The 20,139-nt window shown below is 60.4% G+C and carries 18 protein-coding genes and 1 pseudogene; 4 read left to right on the top strand and 15 right to left on the bottom strand.

Annotation, left to right across the window (positions count from 1 at the left end):
• Positions 1-95: 95 nt before the first annotated feature.
• Positions 96-995, top strand: a complete 900-nt coding sequence (locus AWB64_RS09040; RefSeq protein ID WP_060818332.1) for a LysR family transcriptional regulator — start codon at positions 96-98, stop codon at positions 993-995.
• A 252-nt stretch (positions 996-1,247) separates the two neighbouring features.
• Positions 1,248-1,574: a DUF4148 domain-containing protein gene (locus AWB64_RS09035; RefSeq protein WP_060818331.1), complete on the top strand. Its 327-nt coding sequence runs from the start codon at positions 1,248-1,250 to the stop codon at positions 1,572-1,574.
• 87 nt (positions 1,575-1,661) lie between these two features.
• Here AWB64_RS09035 and AWB64_RS09030 read toward each other — a convergent pair whose 3' ends face one another.
• The 8 genes from AWB64_RS09030 to oxlT form a co-directional block, all read right to left on the bottom strand.
• Complete coding sequence (locus tag AWB64_RS09030; protein WP_060818330.1) at positions 1,662-2,924, bottom strand: YbfB/YjiJ family MFS transporter; 1,263 nt, start codon at positions 2,922-2,924, stop codon at positions 1,662-1,664.
• Positions 2,925-3,012: 88 nt separating this feature from the next.
• Positions 3,013-3,768: a hypothetical protein gene (locus AWB64_RS09025; RefSeq protein WP_060818329.1), complete on the bottom strand. Its 756-nt coding sequence runs from the start codon at positions 3,766-3,768 to the stop codon at positions 3,013-3,015.
• Between the two features lie 92 nt (positions 3,769-3,860).
• Entirely contained in the window at positions 3,861-5,108 is a 1,248-nt protein-coding gene (gene frc / locus AWB64_RS09020; RefSeq protein ID WP_060818328.1) for a formyl-CoA transferase, read from the bottom strand.
• Positions 5,109-5,999: 891 nt separating this feature from the next.
• A complete protein-coding gene (locus AWB64_RS09015; RefSeq protein WP_060818327.1) occupies positions 6,000-6,743 on the bottom strand; it encodes a GntR family transcriptional regulator in 744 nt (247 codons plus the stop codon).
• The gene (locus AWB64_RS09010) at positions 6,733-6,954 is read right to left on the bottom strand and encodes a hypothetical protein (RefSeq protein WP_060818326.1); all 222 of its coding nucleotides are present in this window, start codon (positions 6,952-6,954) and stop codon (positions 6,733-6,735) included. Before AWB64_RS09010 ends, AWB64_RS09015 begins: the two co-directional genes overlap by 11 nt.
• Before the next feature lie 114 nt (positions 6,955-7,068).
• Positions 7,069-8,097, bottom strand: a complete 1,029-nt coding sequence (locus AWB64_RS09005; RefSeq protein ID WP_060818325.1) for a 2-dehydropantoate 2-reductase — start codon at positions 8,095-8,097, stop codon at positions 7,069-7,071.
• 144 nt (positions 8,098-8,241) lie between these two features.
• Complete coding sequence (locus AWB64_RS09000) at positions 8,242-9,198, bottom strand: LysR family transcriptional regulator (protein ID WP_060818324.1); 957 nt, start codon at positions 9,196-9,198, stop codon at positions 8,242-8,244.
• Between the two features lie 2 nt (positions 9,199-9,200).
• The gene (gene oxlT, locus AWB64_RS08995; protein ID WP_060818323.1) at positions 9,201-10,559 is read right to left on the bottom strand and encodes an oxalate/formate MFS antiporter; all 1,359 of its coding nucleotides are present in this window, start codon (positions 10,557-10,559) and stop codon (positions 9,201-9,203) included.
• A gap of 450 nt (positions 10,560-11,009) precedes the next feature.
• On the opposite strand from oxlT, the gene AWB64_RS08990 reads away from it, so the two are divergent.
• A complete protein-coding gene (locus AWB64_RS08990; protein WP_060818436.1) occupies positions 11,010-11,930 on the top strand; it encodes a LysR family transcriptional regulator in 921 nt (306 codons plus the stop codon).
• 109 nt (positions 11,931-12,039) lie between these two features.
• Positions 12,040-12,390 carry a hypothetical protein gene (locus tag AWB64_RS08985; protein WP_060818322.1) on the top strand — a complete coding sequence of 117 codons (351 nt, stop codon included), beginning with the start codon at positions 12,040-12,042 and terminating at the stop codon, positions 12,388-12,390.
• An 83-nt stretch (positions 12,391-12,473) separates the two neighbouring features.
• On the opposite strand, the gene AWB64_RS08980 is transcribed toward AWB64_RS08985, so the two are convergent.
• The 7 genes and pseudogenes from AWB64_RS08980 to AWB64_RS08950 all read right to left on the bottom strand — a co-directional run bounded on the left by AWB64_RS08980 (position 12,474) and on the right by AWB64_RS08950 (position 19,971).
• A complete protein-coding gene (locus AWB64_RS08980) occupies positions 12,474-12,920 on the bottom strand; it encodes a PAS domain S-box protein (RefSeq protein WP_060818321.1) in 447 nt (148 codons plus the stop codon).
• Positions 12,921-12,992: 72 nt separating this feature from the next.
• The gene (gene frc / locus AWB64_RS08975) at positions 12,993-14,243 is read right to left on the bottom strand and encodes a formyl-CoA transferase (RefSeq protein ID WP_060818320.1); all 1,251 of its coding nucleotides are present in this window, start codon (positions 14,241-14,243) and stop codon (positions 12,993-12,995) included.
• Positions 14,244-14,662: 419 nt separating this feature from the next.
• On the bottom strand, positions 14,663-15,691 hold the full coding sequence (locus tag AWB64_RS08970; protein ID WP_060818319.1) for an AraC family transcriptional regulator: 1,029 nt from the start codon (positions 15,689-15,691) through the stop codon (positions 14,663-14,665).
• A 22-nt stretch (positions 15,692-15,713) separates the two neighbouring features.
• Positions 15,714-16,439: an SDR family NAD(P)-dependent oxidoreductase gene (locus tag AWB64_RS08965; protein WP_060818318.1), complete on the bottom strand. Its 726-nt coding sequence runs from the start codon at positions 16,437-16,439 to the stop codon at positions 15,714-15,716.
• Between the two features lie 5 nt (positions 16,440-16,444).
• Positions 16,445-17,752, bottom strand: a pseudogene (locus AWB64_RS08960) (efflux RND transporter permease subunit); the annotation flags it as partial.
• Positions 17,753-17,883: 131 nt separating this feature from the next.
• Complete coding sequence (locus AWB64_RS08955; protein ID WP_060818317.1) at positions 17,884-19,068, bottom strand: efflux RND transporter periplasmic adaptor subunit; 1,185 nt, start codon at positions 19,066-19,068, stop codon at positions 17,884-17,886.
• Between the two features lie 12 nt (positions 19,069-19,080).
• Complete coding sequence (locus tag AWB64_RS08950; RefSeq protein WP_082850402.1) at positions 19,081-19,971, bottom strand: alpha/beta hydrolase; 891 nt, start codon at positions 19,969-19,971, stop codon at positions 19,081-19,083.
• Between the last annotated feature and the right edge of the window lie 168 nt (positions 19,972-20,139).

Below are 20,139 nucleotides of genomic sequence, written 5' to 3'. Positions count from 1 at the left end.
TGAGCGCTCAAGCACGTGCTTCATCCGATAAACGAAGCTTACGCGCGCCCCGCCGCGTTACACTTCACCGGTACTCATTTGATTATTCAGTTTAAGTGAAGAACGACGGCACCTCCGACCTCGAATTTTTCGTCCAGCTTGCACGTCTTGGCAGTTTGTCGGCGGCGGCACGCGCACTGGATCTCACGCCTCCGGCCGCAACGCGCCGCCTCGCCCTGATGGAGCAGCGCCTGGGCGTGAGGCTCGTGAACCGCACCACGCGCAGCACGAGCCTAACGGACGAAGGCGATACCTACCTGCGTCACGCAACGCGTATTCTTGCTGCAATGCGGGAAATGGAAGATGCGGTATCGCGCAGCCGCGAAGCGCCGCGCGGCATATTGCGGGTGAACGCGTCGCTGGGATTTGGCCGCACGACAATCGCTCCGCTGGTCTCGTCTTTTGTGCAGCGTTATCCGCAAGTCGAAGTGCAACTCGACGTGACTGACAGACCCATCGATATCGTCGAGCAAGGATTCGATCTCGCCATCCGTTTTGGCGCGCTGCCCGATACGCGGCTCAACGCGCGCCGCATCATGTCGAACCGGCGCTTCCTGTGTGCGTCGCCTGCGTATTTGCAGCGGTACGGCAATCCCGGCGCGCTCAGTGATCTCGCGCGCCATCGCACCATCCTGCATCGTCAGAACGACGACGCTTATGGCGTATGGCGCTTTACGCGCGACGGTGAAACGGTATCGGTGAAAGTGCCTGGCGGCTTGTCGAGCAACGACGGAGACATCGTGCTCGGATGGGCGCTGGACGGACATGGCATCTCGATCCGCTCCGAATGGGATCTCGCCAAATACCTTGAAAGCGGACGCCTGAAAGTGGTGTTGCCCGAGTTCTTGCTGCCTCCTGCCGATTTGTTCGTCTACTACCCGAGCCGCCGGAATCAGCCGGCACGAATCCGCGCGTTCATCGACTTTCTGGCGGAACATTTTCGCGCGTCCCAATAAGCGAAGCGCTATTGCCAAAGCATAAAAGGAAGGCACCGAAGCTTAAGCGACGCTGAGTTTACCGCGATTTATTGTTGCCGAAACAACAAATATCTTTCGCCGAAACTATCGTTTTATAAGGGCAATAGGAGGCCTAGACTGGTTTTCATGAGTTGCGGATGCAGACGCCAAAGTTAGCAGAAACCGCGTTTGCAATGCACCACCTCAGCGCATCATCGCGAGCAGCGAATAACAGAACTCTGGAGGTTCATCATGACCAAGTCACTTCTTCCCGCATTGCTGATTGCATCAGCCCTTGCAGCGCCGACTTTTGCTTTTGCCCAAGACAACGCGCCCGTCACCCGCGCAGAGGTTCGCGCCGAGTTGAGCGCGCTGGAACGAGCCGGCTACAACCCGGCAACTAACGACAATTATTATCCGGAAGGCCTGCAAGCGGCGCAGCAACGTGTCGATGCAACCAATGGCGTCGCAGCGCAATCCTATGGTCCGTCGACCAGCGGCACATCGGCCTCGGGCATGCGTGCAACGATGGCTCCCGCATCGCCGATTCAACAGCATTCGATTTACTTTGGGCATTAAGCATCAAGCAAGCGACGACCAAGCGCGTAATCCGGAGAAAATCGCTTATCGCCTGAAGGCTTTGGGCGATTTTTCCATTCGTCCGCGTCAAGCGGGCGAACCCGCGTTCAAGGGCTTTTGCAGCGCAGCTAAAAGCGCGCCAAATGCCAGCAGCGCGGAAGAATAAATGAGACCGCGTGCGAGCCCCGCGCCATCCGATATCCAGCCAATCACCACCGGCCCGGCAATCTGCCCAACCGCGAACACAATCGTGAATGCGCCGATTCCGCGCGTCCATTGCGCGGCGGGAAGGTTATGCCGCACGAACGCGGTGGTCGACGCCACCGCCGATAAAAACGTCGCACCAAACAACGCGCCGGACACGAAGGCCACGAGCGGTTGCGCGAATAGCGCGGGCATCATGGTCGCGAACGCAAGCACCCCGTTGAACACGGCCAGCGCCTGACCGCCTTGCATGCGGTTAAGCAGACCTGACCAGATACGCGACGACCCGACAGTCGCCACGCCGAGCAGCACATAAAAGGCCGTGATCACTGTGGAACTCATGCCCGCCGCTCTGAGCAGTGCGATCAGGAACGTCATGTAGCCGATATACCCAACGCCAAAAAGCCCATATCCGGCGAGCATGAAGCCAAGCCGCGCCCACGGAAGACGTCCGGAAACGCCGCTGTTTTCCCGGGCGGCGACGGGCGCGGCGTCATGGAGGCCTATCCTGCGTGCCGCCATGATGGCCGCCACCGATGCAAGTCCGCACGCCGCCGCGAGTGCGAACCACGCCCATTGCCAGCCGTGCGTGCCGTTGAAGGTCGTGATGGGAATCAGCAATGCCGCCGCGATAATCCCAAGGCCCGCGCCGCCGTAATAGAGTCCGAGGACGAGCCCTGCATCGCGTGGATGCGCCGACGCCAGCCGCGCGGCAAGCACGCTGCCGCCGACGAATACCGATGCGCTTGTGATACCCGTCACCACTCGCTGAATGAGCAGCGCGTGGGTGTCGGAGACAAGGCCGCCTGCGATCATCAGCAACGCCGTCAGCACGCATCCCACGATAAAACAGACGCCCGCCGGCCAGCGCCGCGACAGCAGCGGAAACGCCAGCGCGCCGAGCAGATAACCCAGCGCGTTTGCGGTGTTCATCGCGCCGGCCTGCGCGAAGCTCCAGCCAAGATCGGCTTTCATGGCGGGTAAAAGCAGCGCGTAGGAGAATCGCGTAAGGCCAAGCGCGATCGCTGTGCCAAACGACAAACCCGCTGCGAGCAAGAGCGTATTGCGCCTTGAACGCGCTTCGTTGCGCGGACCTGCCGAGGCGGAAAAATCTGGCGTCACGGTGCTACGGGGTTTGTGGATCATCGGCTGGGCGGCTCGAGCATTCGTGACTCCTGCACAAGATAAACGGGGCGCCGCCATGGTAACGCGGCATCCGTCCCTGTGAGCCGCCCTATTTCTTGCTCGACACCCTCGATGGAGCCGCGCTCGTGCATGTCGCCACGCACCCGAGCACAAGCGCGACGCCGGTCACCACCAGCGCGCCGTTCGCCAGCCCCACGCCCGCTGCGACAATCGAGCAGGCCGCATAGCCGTTCAACGCCGCGATAAACACCGGATACGCGCGATCGGCCAGCGCCATCGCGAGATAGGCGCCGATCAGCGCCACCATCGCGCCGATGATCACGACCGCGACCGCACCGCCCTCGAACCCCGCCGTATACGCGATGACCGTGCACAACGCCGCGCACGCGAAATGCATCGTGCTGGCTGGCGCGGCGCACGCCATACGCTTGAGTAGCCGCTCAGGCAGACCCTCAAGCGCACGCAAACGCAGATATCCGAGCGCAAACACCATCGCCACTGCCGACAAACCGCCGAGCGCGGTCCATCCGGGCGACATGCCCGCTTCGAGTCCAAACGCGCGATCCGCCGATGCCGACGCCAGCGCCGCCAACGCAAGCGCACTTTGCAGCGACGCGGGCGTGGTCTTCCAGGATGGCGGCGTCAACACAGCGAACGCAGCAACGGCAAGCGCCGCCAGCATCGATTCAAAGCCGGTGGCCATGGCGTAGGCCACGATCACGGCGCCGCCCACGCCGGCCGCGTCGCGCAACGCCTGTCGCCGTGCCGGCGAAAGCGCGCCCGGCGTGCGCAGACTCTGTACCGATGCAATCACCGCTAACGCACACCAGACTCCGTCGAGCATCGATGTATCCGTGTCAGAAAAAGATTGGATGACGCTGTGCCGAAGGTATCGAATTCCCTTGCGCGGCGCCATTGCGGAAAATGCGCACAAGCCTAGATCGCGCCCAGGTTGCGCAGCGTCGCGATCTGGTCTGCGGTGTAGCCGAGTTCCGTCATCACTTCGTCGGTGTGTTCACCCAGAAGCGGTGAACGGGTGACGTCCGTCGGGCTGTCGGAGAGCTTGATCGGGTTGCCTACAGTCAGATACTTGCCGCGCACCGGATGATCCACTTCCACAATCGTGCCGGTCTTTCGCAACGACGCGTCCTCGGCGATTTCCTTCATCGAGAGGATCGGTCCGCATGGGATGTCGTGCTGGTTCAGGATGTCCATGGCTTCGAACTTGGACTTCGTCATGGTCCACCGTTCGATCTCGGCGAAAATATCCTGCAGGTGAGGCAATCTGGCGGCCGCTGTGCTGAAGTCTGGATGAGCGATCCATTCCGGCTTGCCGATCACCTTGCAGATTTCGCCCCACACGGGCGCCTGCGTGATGAAGTAGATGTACGCGTTCGGATCGGTTTCCCAGCCCTTGCATTTGAGGATCCAGCCGGGCTGACCGCCGCCCGATGCATTGCCTGCACGCGGCACCGCTTGGCCAAATTCGCCGTTCGGATATTGCGGATATTCCCTCATTACGCCGGTGCGTTCGAGGCGCTGCTGGTCGCGCAGCTTCACGCGGCAGAGGTTGAGTACGCCGTCCTGCATGGCCGCGAGCACTTTCTGGCCGCGGCCTGTTGCGTTGCGCTGATAGAGCGCGGTGACGATCCCGAGCGCCAGATGCAGTCCTGTTCCCGAATCGCCGATTTGCGCGCCGCTGACTACGGGCGGCCCGTCATCGAAACCTGTCGTCGATGCCGCACCGCCTGCGCACTGCGCGACGTTCTCGTAGACCTTGCAGTCCTGGTAGGGTCCGAGACCAAAGCCTTTCACCGATGCCACGATCATCTTCGGATTCAGTTCCTGGATGTGTTCCCAGGTGAAGCCCATGCGGTCGAGCGCGCCCGGGGCGAAGTTTTCGACCAGCACGTCGCAGGTTTTCACGAGCGATTCGAGGACTTTCTTGCCTTCGGGTTTTTTTGTATCGATGGTGATCGAGCGTTTATTGTGGTTCAGCATCGTGAAGTAGAGGCTGTCGGCGTCGGGGATGTCGCGGAGTTGTTCGCGGGTGACATCGCCGGTGCCGGCGCGCTCGACTTTGATGACGTCGGCGCCGAACCATGCCAGGAGTTGGGTGCAGGTCGGGCCGGACTGGACGTGGGTGAAGTCCAGGATTCGGACGCCGGTGAGGGCTTTGGGCATGGGGTGGCTCCTGGCGTCGGGGGTTTTTTGCTTTTTGGGTGGGTCGTGTGGATCGAGCCCTTTCTGTTGGCTTGGTGGCGTGATATACAATATTCCAATCGTGGCCGGAGTCAAGAGGGTGTTTTCCTGATGTGCCATTTGGTTTATGCTGGGTTGCTGCTTTTTAGGTCTTCGCGCGTTTTGTTCTAGCTGATTTTTTTAGCACTGTTAGCCACTGTCCGTGGCGGGACTTCATTTCTTTTTCCAACGGCGAAAAAGAAACGAAGCAAAGAAAACGCCTTTCAACCGCTAATTCTTAAGTGGACCAAGCGTGCACGTATAGCTGCTTGGTACTTCAAAAGAACCCTCAGCGTAAAACCACGAGTACTTGAAACCCTCCCCCTCCGTATCCTTACATCCACACGCTTCGCCACCAGTGCTCTCGGGCAAGTTCGATTGCTGAAAACCACATGGCTTCGAAATGCAGATTTGACGCGTTTTAATTAATTGAATTCGGCAATTCGCCCGCCATAATAACCATAATTATATTGCGTTCGATTTTAAAGCGCGAAGCGCGCCCAAGCGGGTTTCCATTAGACGACCACAGACACTGGTGGCGAAGCGTGTGGGTATCTGTGGACGGAGCGGGAGGGTTTCAACTGTCCGGGGTTTTACGCTGAGCGTTCTTTTGAAGTCCCAAGCAGATATACGTGCACGCTTGGGACACTTAAGAATTAGCGGTTGAAAGGCGTTTTCTTTGCTTCGTTTCTTTTTCGCCGTTGGAAAAAGAAATGAAGTCCCGCCACGGACAGTGGCTAACAGTGCTAAAAAAATCAGCTAGAACAAAACGCGCAACGACTTAAAAAGCAGCAACCCAACAACTAACCCCGCTCCCAAGCGCCAGCGCCCTGCTTAATCCAGAAAATCGCAATTCTTCTCAACAAACGCGGCCAGATCCAGCGAGTGCTGCCGCACCAGCCTCTCGACCAATTCGGTATCGCGCGCTTCGAGCGCCTCAATAATCCTCATATGATCCTCGATCGATCTCGCCGCGCGGTCGCTTTGCGAAATCGTCATCTTCCGGATCGCCCTCACATGCACAAAAATATTCTTGATCGTATCGAAGAGAATCTGCGACTTGCCCAACTGCACAATCGCCTGATGAAAGGCAATATTCGCCTCCGAATACTCATCAATGTGCTCTGCCGGCGCAGTATTCTGAAAATGATCAAACATATGGCGAAGCGACGCAATCTCCTCATCCGTCGCGCGCTGTGTAGCAAGCCTCGCAGCCATGCTCTCCAACGCGGCCCACATATTGATCATCTCGACAATCTCGTGCTTGGTCTTGCGCACGATATAAATCCCACGACGCGGCACCGTGCGCAGAAACCCTTCCTGCTCCAGTAACGTCATGGCCTCGCGAATAGGCGTACGACTCACGCCCAACGCTTCGGTCAAATCCTTCTCGTCCAGCCTGATCTCTTCCCGCGAACGATAAATGTCCGCCTCCGATATGGCCTGGCGCAAACGGGCATACGCCTGATCCCGCAACGAAACCGTCGCATTGATCGGCGCAAGCGAAAGCGTCACACCCGCAGGCCGCGGTTCAAGAATATTGGCAGACGTTGCAGCAACTTCAGTATCAGATGGCATTGATGGCTTGGTTTCCGAGGTTCCGCGCGCCCGTCGTCGCCCGTGTACCCGTGCTGCCGCCCTGATCATCCGCCGCTAGTCCGGCATAACGACCATTTTCCTGCGCACGCTGCAACACGTCCTGCGGCAACGCCGACGCCAGTGCAAACGTCACACCAACACCACCCGCTACCAAGGCGATTCCGATCACGACTAACAAAGCGATGCTCATTTCCGGCTCCTAGTGGTTAACCTTAAGAGCCTTCAGTATATGTTGCGTCGCAATGCAATGCAACATATTTCGTATGTGATATATCAGAAACAACAGCCCTTCCTTGTTCGCAGTTTAAGCGGCTTTCTGGGAGCGTGTGAAGGATTCAATTGTTTTGATGCGCGGGCGCGCCGTGCCCTGGTTGACGCCCTCGCGCAGCTTGATGAGCGCGAGCACGGCATCGATCATCGGTGTCTTTACGCCAAGCTTTCGGCCAATTTCCTGGACCACGGTGACGATCGGATCGATTTCCATCGGCCGGCGCGCTTCGCAATCCATCAGCATCGATGTCTTATGCGCGCCCACCGCGCCTGCGCCATCAATGCGTTTTTCGACATCGACACGAAAATTCACGCCAATCTGCTCGGCAATTCCCTGCGCCTCCATCATCATGCTGCGCGACAAGGCGCGCACGGCCGGATCGCTCGTGAGCACGTCGAGCGTCGCGCCCGTCAGTGCGCTGATCGGATTGAAGCAGACGTTGCCCCAAAGCTTGAGCCAGATTTCATCGCGGATAGTGTCGCGCATGGGCGCTTCCATGTCGGCGGCGGCCATGATGTCGTGGAACGCCTGCAATCGCGGCGTGATCTGTCCACTCGGCTCGCCGATGGGAAATTTCTTGCCATAAACGTGACGGATAACGCCCGGCTCGACGATCACCGCGGCGGGATTGAGCACGCAGCCAATCGCCCGCTCGGGTCCAAGGATCTGCCACTGGCGGCCGCCCGGGTCGACGCTTTCGAGCGTCGTGCCAGACAAGGCGCCGCCGTGATCGTGGAAATACCAGTACGGCAAGCCGTTCACGGCGGTGATGACGGCGGTATCGGGTCCAAGCAAAGGCGGCATCTGGTCGACAACACCCGGCACCGAGTGCGCCTTTAACGCCACGATCACGTAGTCCTGCGTTCCGAGTTCAGCCGGATTGTTGGTGCACCGGACCTTGACGGTGTGCTCCTGGCCATCGATTTGCAGACGCACGCCATTGGCCTGCATCGCGGCAAGATGCGGCCCGCGTGCAATAAAACTGACGTCGGCGCCCGCGCGAGCAAGCTGGGCGCCCATATAGCCGCCGATTGCACCGGCTCCGTAGATGCAAATTTTCATTGTCGTCTCCTGAAATCTTTATCGTTCTGATATACAACATATTAGATTTCAGTATTGGACAGCAGTAGCAAAAGTGCAAGGACAACGCCAAGAAAAAAGCGCGGCTCCTTTCGGAGCCGCGCTTTCTTTTAATGGAATCAGCGTTCAGGCATCAGCGGTCTGCAGCGGCCTATGTTCCTCGCCATAGGAAGAAACCACGTGTGTCCAGATACGCGCGGCCTGGGATTCGAGCGTGCGCAGCCGGTGTTTTGCAAGCACCACATTCCGGCTGACCGATGGCGACAGGCGCACAGCCTGAACCAGCGAATGCGCGGGTGCGGGCCACGCGTGCATCGGCTGGATGCCGATTCCGAGACCCGCTGCGACCATCTGCACGATGCTTGCCGCCTGCGTGAGGTGCTGCGGCCTGACGTTCGACACCCCTTGTTCCGCGAGTGCACTGGAAATCAGGTCGGCGCTGCCGGTGGTGTCATCGAGAACAAACAGGTCGGCGCCGCTCAACTCGCGCCATCGCACGGTCGCATTCGCCGCCAGCGGGTGACGCGTGCCGACAATTGCGCAGAACGTATCGGAGAAAAGCGTTTCGGTGGCGAGGTCGTCGCTATCCTGCGGTTCGATCAGGATCGCCAGGTCCGCGTCACCCGCGCGCAAGAGCTCGAGCACGCGGTTTTGCGGCGCGTCGTGCAGCTTGAGCGAAATGTTCGGGTAGCTCGCGCGGCACGACGCAAGCAGCGCCGGAAGCACAGAGGCGACCACACCCGAACTGCACGCAATCGATACCGCGCCGCTCTCGGCCGTCGCCACCTCTTGTCCGAAGCGCAACGCAACCTCGAGTTCATCGACCAGCAGCGCGATGCGCGGAAGCAGCGCGCGGCCGGTATCGGTGAGTGCGACGTGACGCGTGGTGCGGTCGAAGAGCCGGAGATCGAGCAGTTCTTCCAGTTCCCTGATGCTGCGGCTCGCCGCCGACTGCGTGACGCCGAGCGCGTTGCCCGCCTGCGTGAAACTCCGGTGCTGGGCCAGGGTGACGAACAGGCGCAACTGCTGCAGCGACACGCCCGATCCCTTCAACCCCACCTCAGCGACGGGATTCCTGCTCATGCTCATTGCGCCGACGAATTACGCGGGGTTTCGGACCAGGCGGTCTGAAACGAAGCGGCATCGAGACGGCTTGATTCAGCGACCGTGTTTTCGATCCAGCGCTTCCTCATGGGCGCAAGGACGAACTTGGCGCACAGCCCGGCTGCAATCGAAATGGTCGCCGTCGTGATAAACACCGCATCCCACGAACCGATCGCCGAGAGCACCGACGCGAGCGGCACCAGCATGGAAGCCGTGCCTTTCGCCGTGTACAGCGTGCCGGCGTTCGCGGCCGCGTACTTGCTGCCGAAGGTGTCCGCGCAGGTCGCGGGGAAGATCGAGAAGATTTCGCCCCAGCAGAGGAACGTGATTGCAGCGAAGAACATGAAGAGATACGGGTTGTGGCCGAACTCCATCAACCCGAGCAACGCAATTCCTTCGCCAATGAAGATGAAGAACATCGTGTTCTCACGGCCGATCTTGTCCGAGATCCACCCGCACAGCGGACGCGTGAAACCGTTGCAGAGGTTATCGATGGAAAGCGCCATCGTGAGCAACGGCAAGGTCACGCCGAGGAAACTGACCGGCATCTTGGCGAAGCCGTATTCCTTCGCGATCGGACCGAGTTGCGCAGTCGCGATCACGCCGCCGGCGGCCACGAACACGAACATCAGGTACAGCACCCAGAAGAGCGGCGAGCGGACCATTTGCCCCGTCGTGTAATCGATCTTCGACGCCACCACGCGCTTCGCCGGAACAGCGTGTGCGGGCGGACGCGGACGGACCAGCATCAAGGCGAGCAGGAAGATGCAGGCGCCCTGGAAGATGCCGAAGAACATGAACGCGTGTTCATAGCCCGAGCTCTGGATCATGTTCGAGATGGGGATCACCGTGACCGCCGCGCCCGCGCCAAAACCGGCTGCCGTGAGGCCTGCTGCAAGACCGCGCTTGTCCGGGAACCACTTGAGCGCCGTGCCCACGCAGGTGCCGTACACGCAACCCGCACCAATCCCGGCAATGACAGCCGCAATGTAGAGGTGGTAAAGGCTTGTGGCGTTGGCGTCGATGATCCAGCCAATCGCCGCGCAGATCGAGCCGCCGATCACGACGGGACGCGGCCCGAACTTGTCGACGAGCCAGCCTTCGAGCGGCACGAGCCACGTTTCCGTAACGATGAAAACCGTGAACGCCGTTTGAATCGCCGCCTGGCCCCAATGATGTTTTGCGTCCATGGGGACAACAAAAAGGGTCCACGCGTATTGCAGGTTCGCGACGAGGCCCATGCAAATGATGCCGATGGCCAGCTGCGCCCATCGATTGTTATGCGCCCCGCGTTTGGGGCTGCCTCCGGCGGGTGCCGTGAGCGTATCTGCGTTTGCCATGTCTGTCTCCGTTATGTATCGGCGCTCGTTGCGGCGCGTAATCGACTGCGGCTCAACGGTGTCATCGGGTTGCATGCGTCTTCGCGCACGTTCCACCAGTCACCGGTGCGAGAGTTGGATTTTTGGTCGGTCAGGGGTCCTTGTTCGCAGGGTCATCAGGTTGCCGGCGGCCACGCACGAAGCGCGGACGGGACACTGAAAAAGCTGCGGGAAAAATCATGTTCGAGCACATCCAGAGTTCTTTTGCCGGAGACCAGGACGGCAACTTCACCGTTCTGGCAAGGTCATTGCCGCCGCCCTGTTTTCCTTCCGTTGCTGCTTGTCTGCCGGTCGCCACCTTACGGGAGTAGCGCACGTTGAAAGCATGCTGCGGGAGAAAAACGATTAGGGAAAGTTAGAAAAATTTATTGTATAAATTCATGATCGTTTATGGATGGAGACACCGTCATGATGCGCAATGCGACTTTGAGGCAACTCAAAATCTTCGAAACCGTGGCGCGAAGGCTCAGCTTTTCCCGCGCGGCCGAAGAGCTCTACCTCACCCAGCCGGCCGTTTCCACGCAGGTCAAGCAGCTTGAAGAGCACGCCGGCTTGCCGCTTTTCGAGCAGTTGGGCAAGAAGATCTACCTGACGAGCGCGGGGGTGGAAATGCTGCATCACAGCCGCGCGATCCTCGAGCAGTTCCGCGAAGCCGACGACGCCATGGCCCGTCTCAAGGGTATTTCCGGAGGCACGCTCAACGTCGCCGTCATCAGCGCGGGGGATTATTTTTTCCCCCGCCTCCTTGCGGAATTCACCAAGCGCAATCCCGACGTCAAGCTCAACCTCGCCGTCCACAACCGCGAGGAACTGCTGCATCAACTCACCGACAACCTCACCGACCTCGCCATCATGGTCCGGCCGCCGAAAGACATGGATACCGACAACGTGTCCTTCGCGCCGCATCCGTATGTGATCGTCGCGCCGCCGGATCATCGGCTGGTCGGGGTGAAGAACATCCCGCTCGAATCGCTTTCCGAAGAACCGTTCATTGTGAGAGAACGAGGCTCGGACACCTGGAATTCCATGGAAGAAGGTTTTGCGGGACGGCTCAGATCGCTCAACGTCGCCATGGAGATCACCAGCACCGAGACCATCAAGCAGGCGGTGATCGCGGGCATGGGCATCAGCTTCCTGTCCGCCCACACCATCGCGATGGAACTGCAGGTCGGACGTCTTGCCGTGCTCGACATTCTGGGCTTTCCCGTCATGCTCAACTGGTATCTCGTGCACCGGCACAACAAGCGGCTTCCGGCAGTGGCGGCGGCGTTCAAGCAATTCCTCATCGATGAAGGCGCGGCGCAAATTTCGGCGATCACACATATCGGGTAAACCATTTATTAGCTATTCTGAATAGTCACGGTAAAAAACTGTGACTATCGTATATGGATCATTGTTTCTATCCTGCACTTAAGCACCACGGCCAACCAGGGAGACGACCATGATCCGTTCACAAGCCACCATCGCCGCCGACGAGCGGGAACTGCAAACGCAACTCTGCGCGTACAACAGCGCCTTCGAGGAACTCGACCTGATGTTTCGCTGGGACGCCGACACGCTCAAGGCGCTTTCCGGTGCGCCAAACGACCAGGCGCGCATTGCGCGATACATCGAAGTCCACTGCCCGCATCTGCTCAAGGCGTACAGCGCGGAATTCCTCTGCCAGGCGATCGTCGACAGAAAAAATGCTTACTACGACGCCTGCCGCGCCACGACCATCGCTCGCGCCGACGACACACGCGGCGCCCGGATGTGGCGTCCGGAATGCGATACCGTACGCGCAGCGGCCTGATTCAATGTCCTGCTGTGCGCGAGCGGCCCGCTGCTTGATCGTGGGCCGCGCGCTCATGGTCTTGTACAGCTTTACAACCCGCTTTAACCGCCCGACCTGGCTTCCAGTTCGGCGAGACGCTTTTTCAGGTTCCGTTCTTCGGTGAAGCGACTGGTTTCATCGCGGATAACGGCAACAATGCCCGTCACCACCGCGTCTGGTTGCGCCGAATGCAACAGCGCGACCGTGAATGCAATCGATAACGCCCGCCCGTCCTTGTGCACGGCGGGAACGCGCAGCACGTCGTGTCCATAGCGCGTTTCGCCGGTCGCCATGGTCTTTTCGTAACCTGCCCAATGACGGCCTCGCAAACGCTCCGGAATGATGATGTCGAGCGAATTGCCGAGCGCCTCGGCGGGCGTGAATCCGAACATGCGCTCGGCCGCGGGGTTCCATAACGTGATGGCGCCGCGTGCGTCCGAAATCACCACCGCGTCGCCGATAACATCGATCAGTTGCTCGAAATCGATAGGGAAAGTTTTTGTAGTCATGGTGGAAGCACCCTCGTTGCATCACGCGACGCCGCGGGCTTGTACATCGCCCACGGCATCGCGCTCTTACGGCTAAACCGCCTGCGCGTCGTGCAGCTTGCTGATCTGCTCGCTGCTGTAGCCGAGGCTTGCGAGCACTTCGTCAGTGTGTTCGCCAAGCAAGGGCGACGCGGTGATTTCCGGCTTCATGTCAGAGAACTTGATCGGGCTGCCGACGGTCAGGTACGGACCGCGTTCCTTATGCTGAACCTCCGTGATGGTGCCACTTTCGCGCAGCGACGGATCGTTCGCCAGTTCCTTCATGGTCAGCACCGGCGCGCATGGAATATCGAACTTGCGCAAAATATCGACGGCTTCGAACTTGGTTTTATCGGCGAGCCAGGTTTCGATGGTCGCGAAGATATCGAAGATGTGCGGCTGGCGCGCTTGTGCCGTGTTGTACTTCGGGTCGTCGATCCATTCCGGCTTGCCGATCGCCTTGCAGATCGGCGCCCAGGCGTGACCCTGGATCGTGAAGTAGATGTACGCGTTCGGGTCCGTTTCCCAGCCCTTGCACTTGAGCACCCAGCCCGGCTGACCGCCGCCGCCTGCATTGCCGCCGCGCGGAACCACGTCGCTGAATTCGCCGTGCGGATACTGCGGATATTCTTCCAGGTAGCCCAGGCGGTCGAGGCGCTGCTGGTCGCGCAGCTTCACGCGGCAGAGGTTCAACACGCTGTCCTGCATCGATACCGCGACCTTCTGGCCCTTGCCGGTTTTATCGCGGCCAATCAACGCCGTCAGAATGCCGATGGCCAGATGCATGCCGGTGTTGCTGTCGCCGAGCGCGGCGGCGCTGATGGTCGGAGGACCGTCCCAGAAGCCGGTGGTCGATGCCGAACCGCCCGCGCATTGCGCGACGTTCTCGTAGACTTTCAGGTCGTCGTAATGATGGCCGTCGCTGAAGCCTTTGACGGACGCCAGGATCATCTTCGGATTCAGTTCCTTGATGTGCTCCCACGGAAAGCCCATCCGGTCGAGCGCGCCCGGACCGAAGTTTTCGACCATGACGTCGGATTCGCGGATCAGCTTTTCCAGCACTTCCTTGCCTTCGGGCTTTTTCGTGTCGAGCGTCAGCGACTTCTTGTTGCTGTTCAACATGGTGAAGTAGAGCGCATCCACGTTCGGGATGTCGCGCAATTGCGTGCGGGTCACATCGCCGGAACCGGGACGTTCGACCTTGATCACGTCCGCACCGAACCACGCGAGCAACTGCGTACAGGCCGGGCCGGCCTGTACATGCGTGAAGTCGATGATCTTGATTCCTTCGAGAGGCCTGGTCATGGCTTTTTGTCTCCTGACTGACTGGATGAGTTGATGTGGTGGATGAAATGCGAGGGGACAGACGAAGCGCGCCCGCCATACGCCGGTTTCAGCGAATGTCCGCAGGCACGGATCAGCATGGTTGTCTCCTCTTCGAGGCAAATCTATTTGAACGGCTGCTTTCGGAGGCTAACCGTCGTTTGTTGTGATATACAATATTCCGAACACAGTATTAGTCAAGGATATTTATTCATTCGCTTCGACTTGACGCGGCGCAATAGGCGTAAAGATGGCGCCGACACAGACGCCAAGCTGTTTTGCTGGTGCAACGCAAAAAGGAAGATTTTGATTGCCTATGTGGCGGAACTCGTCCCGGGCGCAAACGTGGACAAGCAAAGCAGCGTTCAATGCAGCGGGCTCGGTGATTACTTATGCGTTCGTCAACGAGCAGGAACCCGGACGTCCAACCCTGCCTGCGCGCGCCATCGTTGCGGCGTTACCCCTTCCCACTGGTTGAAAGCGCGGGAAAACGAATTGACCTCTTCGAACCCGAGAAACCACGCAATCTCACCCGCGCCAAGATCCGTGCTTTCCAGCAACCGGCGCGCAACCCGGTTGCGCACGCGATCCAGCAACTGCTGGTAACTCGTGCCATCGAGGGCGAGCTTTCGCTGCAAGGTTCGCTGGCTGATGCCAAGCTCGCGGGCCAGCATATCGACGCTGAGCCGCTCGCCACCCATGCTTCGCGCGATTACGGCATCGACTTGATCGGTGAACGATTGAGTGCTCCTGAGCTCCGCCAGGCCTGCATCGAGTCGAGGCAATACAGCCGCCAGCAAGTCCGCGTTGTGCGTGACGAACGGCAGGCTGAGCGCGGACGCGTCGAAAACGATCACGTCCTGCGGTGCATCGAAAACGATCTCGCAGCCATAATGCCGCGCGAGCATTGCGCGGTTCGCCGCGCGGCGCGTCAGCGCGACGCGCCTCGGTTTGACCTGAACGCCCGAACCGCGCCGGGCCAATGCAAGCGCCGACGCAAACATGGCATCGGCGAGAAGGTCGGGGATAAAGCCATCGGCAAGCAGCCAGCGGAAGGCAACCGCGACTTCGGCGCCCTGGACATCGACCACGACTTCTTCCGGGCAGCTCAGCCGCTTGTAGCGGCCAAGCTTGGCGAGCGCATCGCGAAAATTGGCGGAATGCAGCGCGGCGAGCGACATGATGTCGAGTTGGCCATGGGCGGTTTGCGCCCCGATGCGCAAACCGATAGCCGGATCGCCGCTCACTTCGGCAATGGCTTCCCACAGCGCGAAATACTTCTGCGTGGTGACGCGCAGACGCGACGGCTCGGCGTTCCCGAGCGGCGGCCACGCAATGCCGGCCGCGCGGAATGTGCGCGTCAGGTCCACGCCCAGCGTGTCGAGCCGGGCGATCAGCGCAGGACTGATGGGAACGCCGTCCGTCTTCATGGGCCTCGTGCGGATGTGCCGCTTATTGCTTCACGATCGAGAGTTTATCGATATGACCGCGCCAGCCGGCGGTATCGTCGGCGTCGGTCGAGAGGCTCAGATGACGCCATTTTGCGTCCATCGCGCCACGCGCTTCGTGCAGTTGTTCCGCGATATGCACGGCGTCGCTGCCCAGCAGCAAGCGCAGCGGCGGCTCGTCCACTCCAGCGATACTCAGGATCGCCTGCGCCGCCTTCGCCGGATCGCCGACCGGCTTGTGCGAGTTCCGATATTCGAGTAGCGGCGAAATGCTTTGGGCGTAATCGGGACCGGGTGTGTGAATGGTCATCGACGAACCCGCCCAGTCCGTGCGAAAACCGCCCGGCTCGACAATGGTCACCTTGATGCCAAGCGGCTCGACCTCCTTCGCCAGCACTTCGGAATAGCCTTCCACCGCCCATTTCGCCGATTGATACGCGGCGAGCCCGGGAGAGCCGACGCGTCCGCCTATCGATGAAATCTGGATGATGTGGCCGCTGCGCTGGCCGCGCAAAACGGGCAGCGCGGCGCGCGTGACGTTGGCGACGCCGTAGAAGTTGGTTTCCATTTGCGCGCGGAAATCGGCGTCGTCGCCTTCCTCGATCGACGCAATGTTGCCGTAGCCCGCGTTGTTCACGACGACATCGAGCCGGCCGAAAGCGTTGACGGCTTCCTGCACGGCGGCACGCGCCGAGGCCGGATCGGTCACGTCCAGCGCGACGGTGCGCACGCGCTCGCCGTATTGCTCGACGAGCGCGCAGACAGCCCCGCTTCAATGTTGCGCTCGACGTTCTCCACCACCACGATCGCGTCGTCCACCACGATCCCGATGGCAAGCACCATCCCGAAGAGCGACAGCGCGTTGATCGAGAATCCAAACGCAAGCAGCAACGAGAACGTACCAATGATCGACACCGGCACCGCGAGCAGCGGAATGATGGACGCACGCCACGTCTGCAGGAACACGATCACGACCAGCACCACCAGCGCGATGGCTTCGGCAAGCGTGTGAATCACCGCGTCGATACTCGAACGCACGAACTGCGTCGGGTCGTACACGATCTGGTATTCGACGCCCGCCGGCATGTCCGCCTGCAGTTCCTTCATTGTCTGGCGGACCGTATCGGAAATCTGCAGCGAGTTCGCGCCAGGCTGCTGGTTGATCGCCATGGCGACCGCGGTCTTGTTGTCGAGCAAGGAACGCAGCCCGTATTCCGACGCAGCCAGCTCAACGCGCGCCACATCGCGCAAATGCGTGACGGCACCATCGGGCGATGTCTTGAGCACGATGTCGCGGAAGTCCTGTTCGGTCTGCAACCGGCCTTGCGCGTTGACGTTCAATTGCAGCGGCACGTTCGGCAACGTCGGCGACGAACCGATCACGCCGGCCGCGACCTGCACGTTCTGCTCGCGGATCGCATTCACGATGTCGGTCGCGGTCATGCCGCGCTGCGCGACTTTCTGCGGGTCGAGCCAGACGCGCATGGAGTAATCGCCCGAACCCCACAACTGCACCTCGCCCACGCCCTGGATACGCTCAAGCCGGTCCTTCACGTTGATCAGCGCATAGTTGCGCAGATACGTCATGTCGTAGCGGTTGTTCGGCGAATTCAGGTGGACCACCATGGTGAGGGTCGGCGACGACTTGATGGTCGTCACGCCCAGGCGCGTCACGTCTTCCGGCAAACGCGGCAACGCTTGCGACACACGGTTCTGCACCAGTTGCTGCGCCTTGTCCGGGTCGGTGCCAAGCTTGAACGTCACCGTGATGGTCAGGTTGCCGTCGCTATTCGCCTGCGACTGCATGTACAGCATGTCTTCCACGCCGTTGATCTGCTCTTCCAGCGGCGACGCCACCGTTTCTGCGATCACCTTCGGGTTCGCACCCGGGTATTGCGCATGCACGACCACGGACGGCGGCACGACTTCCGGATATTCGGAGATCGGCAGCTTGAACATGGCGATGACACCCGCCAGCAGGATGAGCACCGATAGCACACCCGCAAAGATCGGGCGGTCGATGAAAAACTTGGAAATGTTCATGACGGTTTCTTTATATGCATGAGAGGCCGCGCGCGCGTTTCCCGCAGCGGGTCTTGAATCGAGACCCGCTGCTGTCCACGCACTCCAGGAGCCCCCGTTAGGCGGCTATGAACCAGGCTATAAAGCGCGTCTTACGAAGCTTCTTTTGTTGCCGGCGACGCACTCGCCATTGCTACCGAGTTGGGCTTGACGACATCGTTTGGACGCACGCGCTGCAGACCGTTCACCACGATCCGCTCGCCCGGCTGCAAGCCCTTCACGATCACGCGCAAGCCGTCGCTCTGCGTACCGAGCGTGACTTCGCGGTATTGAACGCGACTGTCCTTATCGACGACCATGACAAACTTCTTGTCCTGATCGGTTCCAATAGCCGCGTCTTCAATCAGCACGGCCGGATGCGGCGTGCCGCCCCCGACCTTGATGCGTGCATAGAGGCCCGGCAACAACGAACCATCGTTGTTGTCGAAGCGGGCCCGCACGCGGATGGTGCCCGAGCCTGTGTCCAGTTGATTGTCGACAGACGCCACCTTGCCTTCGCGCGAGAAACCCTCTTCATTCGCGAGGCCGAGCGAGACCGGCACGCTTGCACGCGAGTCACGGCTCAGGTAACGGAGATACGTTTGTTCGTCGACATCGAACGATGCGTAAATGGGCGACACCGAAACCAGCGTGGTCAGCAACGGCGCGCTCGAACCCGTGGAGACAATGTTGCCCACCGTCATCTCCGCGCGCGACACACGGCCGGACACCGGCGCCACGATATGCGTGTACGTCAGGTTGATCTTCGCCGTCTCGAGCGCCGCTTGCGCCGCCTTCAGGTTGGCCGCGGCCTCATGCGCCGCGTTCTGCTTCTCGTCGTAATCGCGCTTGGCGATCGCGTTGTCCGTCAGCAAACGCTCGGCGCGCGCGGCGTCGGTCGATGTATAACCGTTGCGCGCCTGGGCCGCCGCAAGCTGCGCCGCGGCCTGATCGACCGCCGCCACATACGGACGCGGGTCGATCGTGAAGAGCGGATCGCCCTTCTTCACAAGCGCGCCATCGGCGAAATGCACGGCGACGATCGTGCCCGGTACGAGCGGCCGGACCTCGACCTTATCGACTGCTTCGAGGCGTCCCGAATAGTTCTGGTAGTCGGTGATGGTCTTCGAGACCACCGTGGCGACATCCACTTCGGTTGCGGGCGGCGCGGCCTGAACAGCGGCTTCGGCCGTGGTGACCGGCAAGCCGAAACCGTGCATGGCCGTATATGTACCGACGCCTGCGACGACCAGCGCCGCCCCTAGCGCGACAGTAAGACGTTTGCGAGTGATGGACATGCGATGCTCCAATTAAGTCGTTGAGATTGTTTTGAATTTTTGGGGTGCTGCATGCGTCTTGGGCTTGGCGCGCGTTTGCGTTGCACGCACTGTGTGCGCCGTGCGGTCCTGAAGCCGCTTCTTGAAGAACGCGACCACGTCGGCAAGCGCGGACGGATCCGCCACCAGCCCATAATGCGATGCGTTGACGTGCCGCGTCACTTCAGTCGGCACGCCTGCCGCGATCAATTCGCCCGCGTATTTCTCCGCCTCTATATGCAGCAGGTCGAGCTGGGCGCTCGCAATCAGCGCCGGCGGCAGGCCTGCAAGCCGCCGCGATTCAAGCGGCGCCGCATACGGATGAAGCCTTTGCGAAGCATTGGGCAAATACGCGCGGTAACACTGCGCGCATTCGGACGCGCAAATATCCGGTGAGAGCACCTTGTTCTCGTCGGCCATGCGCGTCATGCTCGGATCCAGCAGCGGCGCGAGCAACGCCTGCGCGTGGATCGCAATGTCGCCGCGATCCCGCGCGATCGCCGCAAGGCACGTCGCCAGGTTGCCGCCTGCATCGTGTCCCGCCACGCCCATGCGGCTTGCATCCGCTCCTTGCGCACGAGCGTTCGCCGTCGCCCATTGCGCCGCCCTGTATCCGTCTTCCAGCGCCGCCGGAAAAGGAAAAGCCGGCGCCAGCGAATAACCGACCGAAACGACCCACGCGGATGTGTCGCGGGCAATGGTCGTGGCCGCTATATCCGCGTCGTCAAGCGAACCGCGAACAAAACCGCCGCCATGAAAATAAAGCACGACCGGCAGAACGGTGCCGTCCGATGCGGGGCGATAACTGCGCAAGGTTATGGGTTGCGCATGTCCCGCGATTCGAACATCCTCTATGCAGAGGCCCAGATCCAGCGTCGATGCCATGGTTATTTTCAGCGCGCCCGCGCCATCCCACCTTAGTTGCGATGGGATGAATTCTGAGGTCTACGTGTTTCGAAATAAATGCCTATAATCCGGCAACACAATTCGGTCGCGCTGAACAATCGTGATCAATTGACACTGCCCATTCCTACAACATCCGAGCAGCGCGCT

This window comes from Caballeronia sordidicola, from assembly GCF_001544455.2.
GTDB classification, from domain to species: Bacteria; Pseudomonadota; Gammaproteobacteria; order Burkholderiales; family Burkholderiaceae; genus Caballeronia; species Caballeronia sordidicola.
This window is presented reverse-complemented; position numbering and strand designations above follow the sequence as displayed.

What these genes read in the sequence shown, in the direction of transcription:
- AWB64_RS09035 (WP_060818331.1), top strand. Translation starts at nt 1,248, where the DNA reads ATGACCAAGTCACTTCTTCCCGCATTGCTGATTGCATCAGCCCTTGCA.
- AWB64_RS09030 (WP_060818330.1), bottom strand. Translation starts at nt 2,924, where the DNA reads ATGATCCACAAACCCCGTAGCACCGTGACGCCAGATTTTTCCGCCTCG.
- AWB64_RS09025 (WP_060818329.1), bottom strand. Translation starts at nt 3,768, where the DNA reads ATGCTCGACGGAGTCTGGTGTGCGTTAGCGGTGATTGCATCGGTACAG.
- frc (WP_060818328.1), bottom strand. Translation starts at nt 5,108, where the DNA reads ATGCCCAAAGCCCTCACCGGCGTCCGAATCCTGGACTTCACCCACGTC.
- AWB64_RS09015 (WP_060818327.1), bottom strand. Translation starts at nt 6,743, where the DNA reads ATGCCATCTGATACTGAAGTTGCTGCAACGTCTGCCAATATTCTTGAA.
- AWB64_RS09010 (WP_060818326.1), bottom strand. Translation starts at nt 6,954, where the DNA reads ATGAGCATCGCTTTGTTAGTCGTGATCGGAATCGCCTTGGTAGCGGGT.
- AWB64_RS09005 (WP_060818325.1), bottom strand. Translation starts at nt 8,097, where the DNA reads ATGAAAATTTGCATCTACGGAGCCGGTGCAATCGGCGGCTATATGGGC.
- AWB64_RS09000 (WP_060818324.1), bottom strand. Translation starts at nt 9,198, where the DNA reads ATGAGCAGGAATCCCGTCGCTGAGGTGGGGTTGAAGGGATCGGGCGTG.
- oxlT (WP_060818323.1), bottom strand. Translation starts at nt 10,559, where the DNA reads ATGGCAAACGCAGATACGCTCACGGCACCCGCCGGAGGCAGCCCCAAA.
- AWB64_RS08990 (WP_060818436.1), top strand. Translation starts at nt 11,010, where the DNA reads ATGCGCAATGCGACTTTGAGGCAACTCAAAATCTTCGAAACCGTGGCG.
- AWB64_RS08985 (WP_060818322.1), top strand. Translation starts at nt 12,040, where the DNA reads ATGATCCGTTCACAAGCCACCATCGCCGCCGACGAGCGGGAACTGCAA.
- AWB64_RS08980 (WP_060818321.1), bottom strand. Translation starts at nt 12,920, where the DNA reads ATGACTACAAAAACTTTCCCTATCGATTTCGAGCAACTGATCGATGTT.
- frc (WP_060818320.1), bottom strand. Translation starts at nt 14,243, where the DNA reads ATGACCAGGCCTCTCGAAGGAATCAAGATCATCGACTTCACGCATGTA.
- AWB64_RS08970 (WP_060818319.1), bottom strand. Translation starts at nt 15,691, where the DNA reads ATGAAGACGGACGGCGTTCCCATCAGTCCTGCGCTGATCGCCCGGCTC.
- AWB64_RS08955 (WP_060818317.1), bottom strand. Translation starts at nt 19,068, where the DNA reads ATGTCCATCACTCGCAAACGTCTTACTGTCGCGCTAGGGGCGGCGCTG.
- AWB64_RS08950 (WP_082850402.1), bottom strand. Translation starts at nt 19,971, where the DNA reads ATGGCATCGACGCTGGATCTGGGCCTCTGCATAGAGGATGTTCGAATC.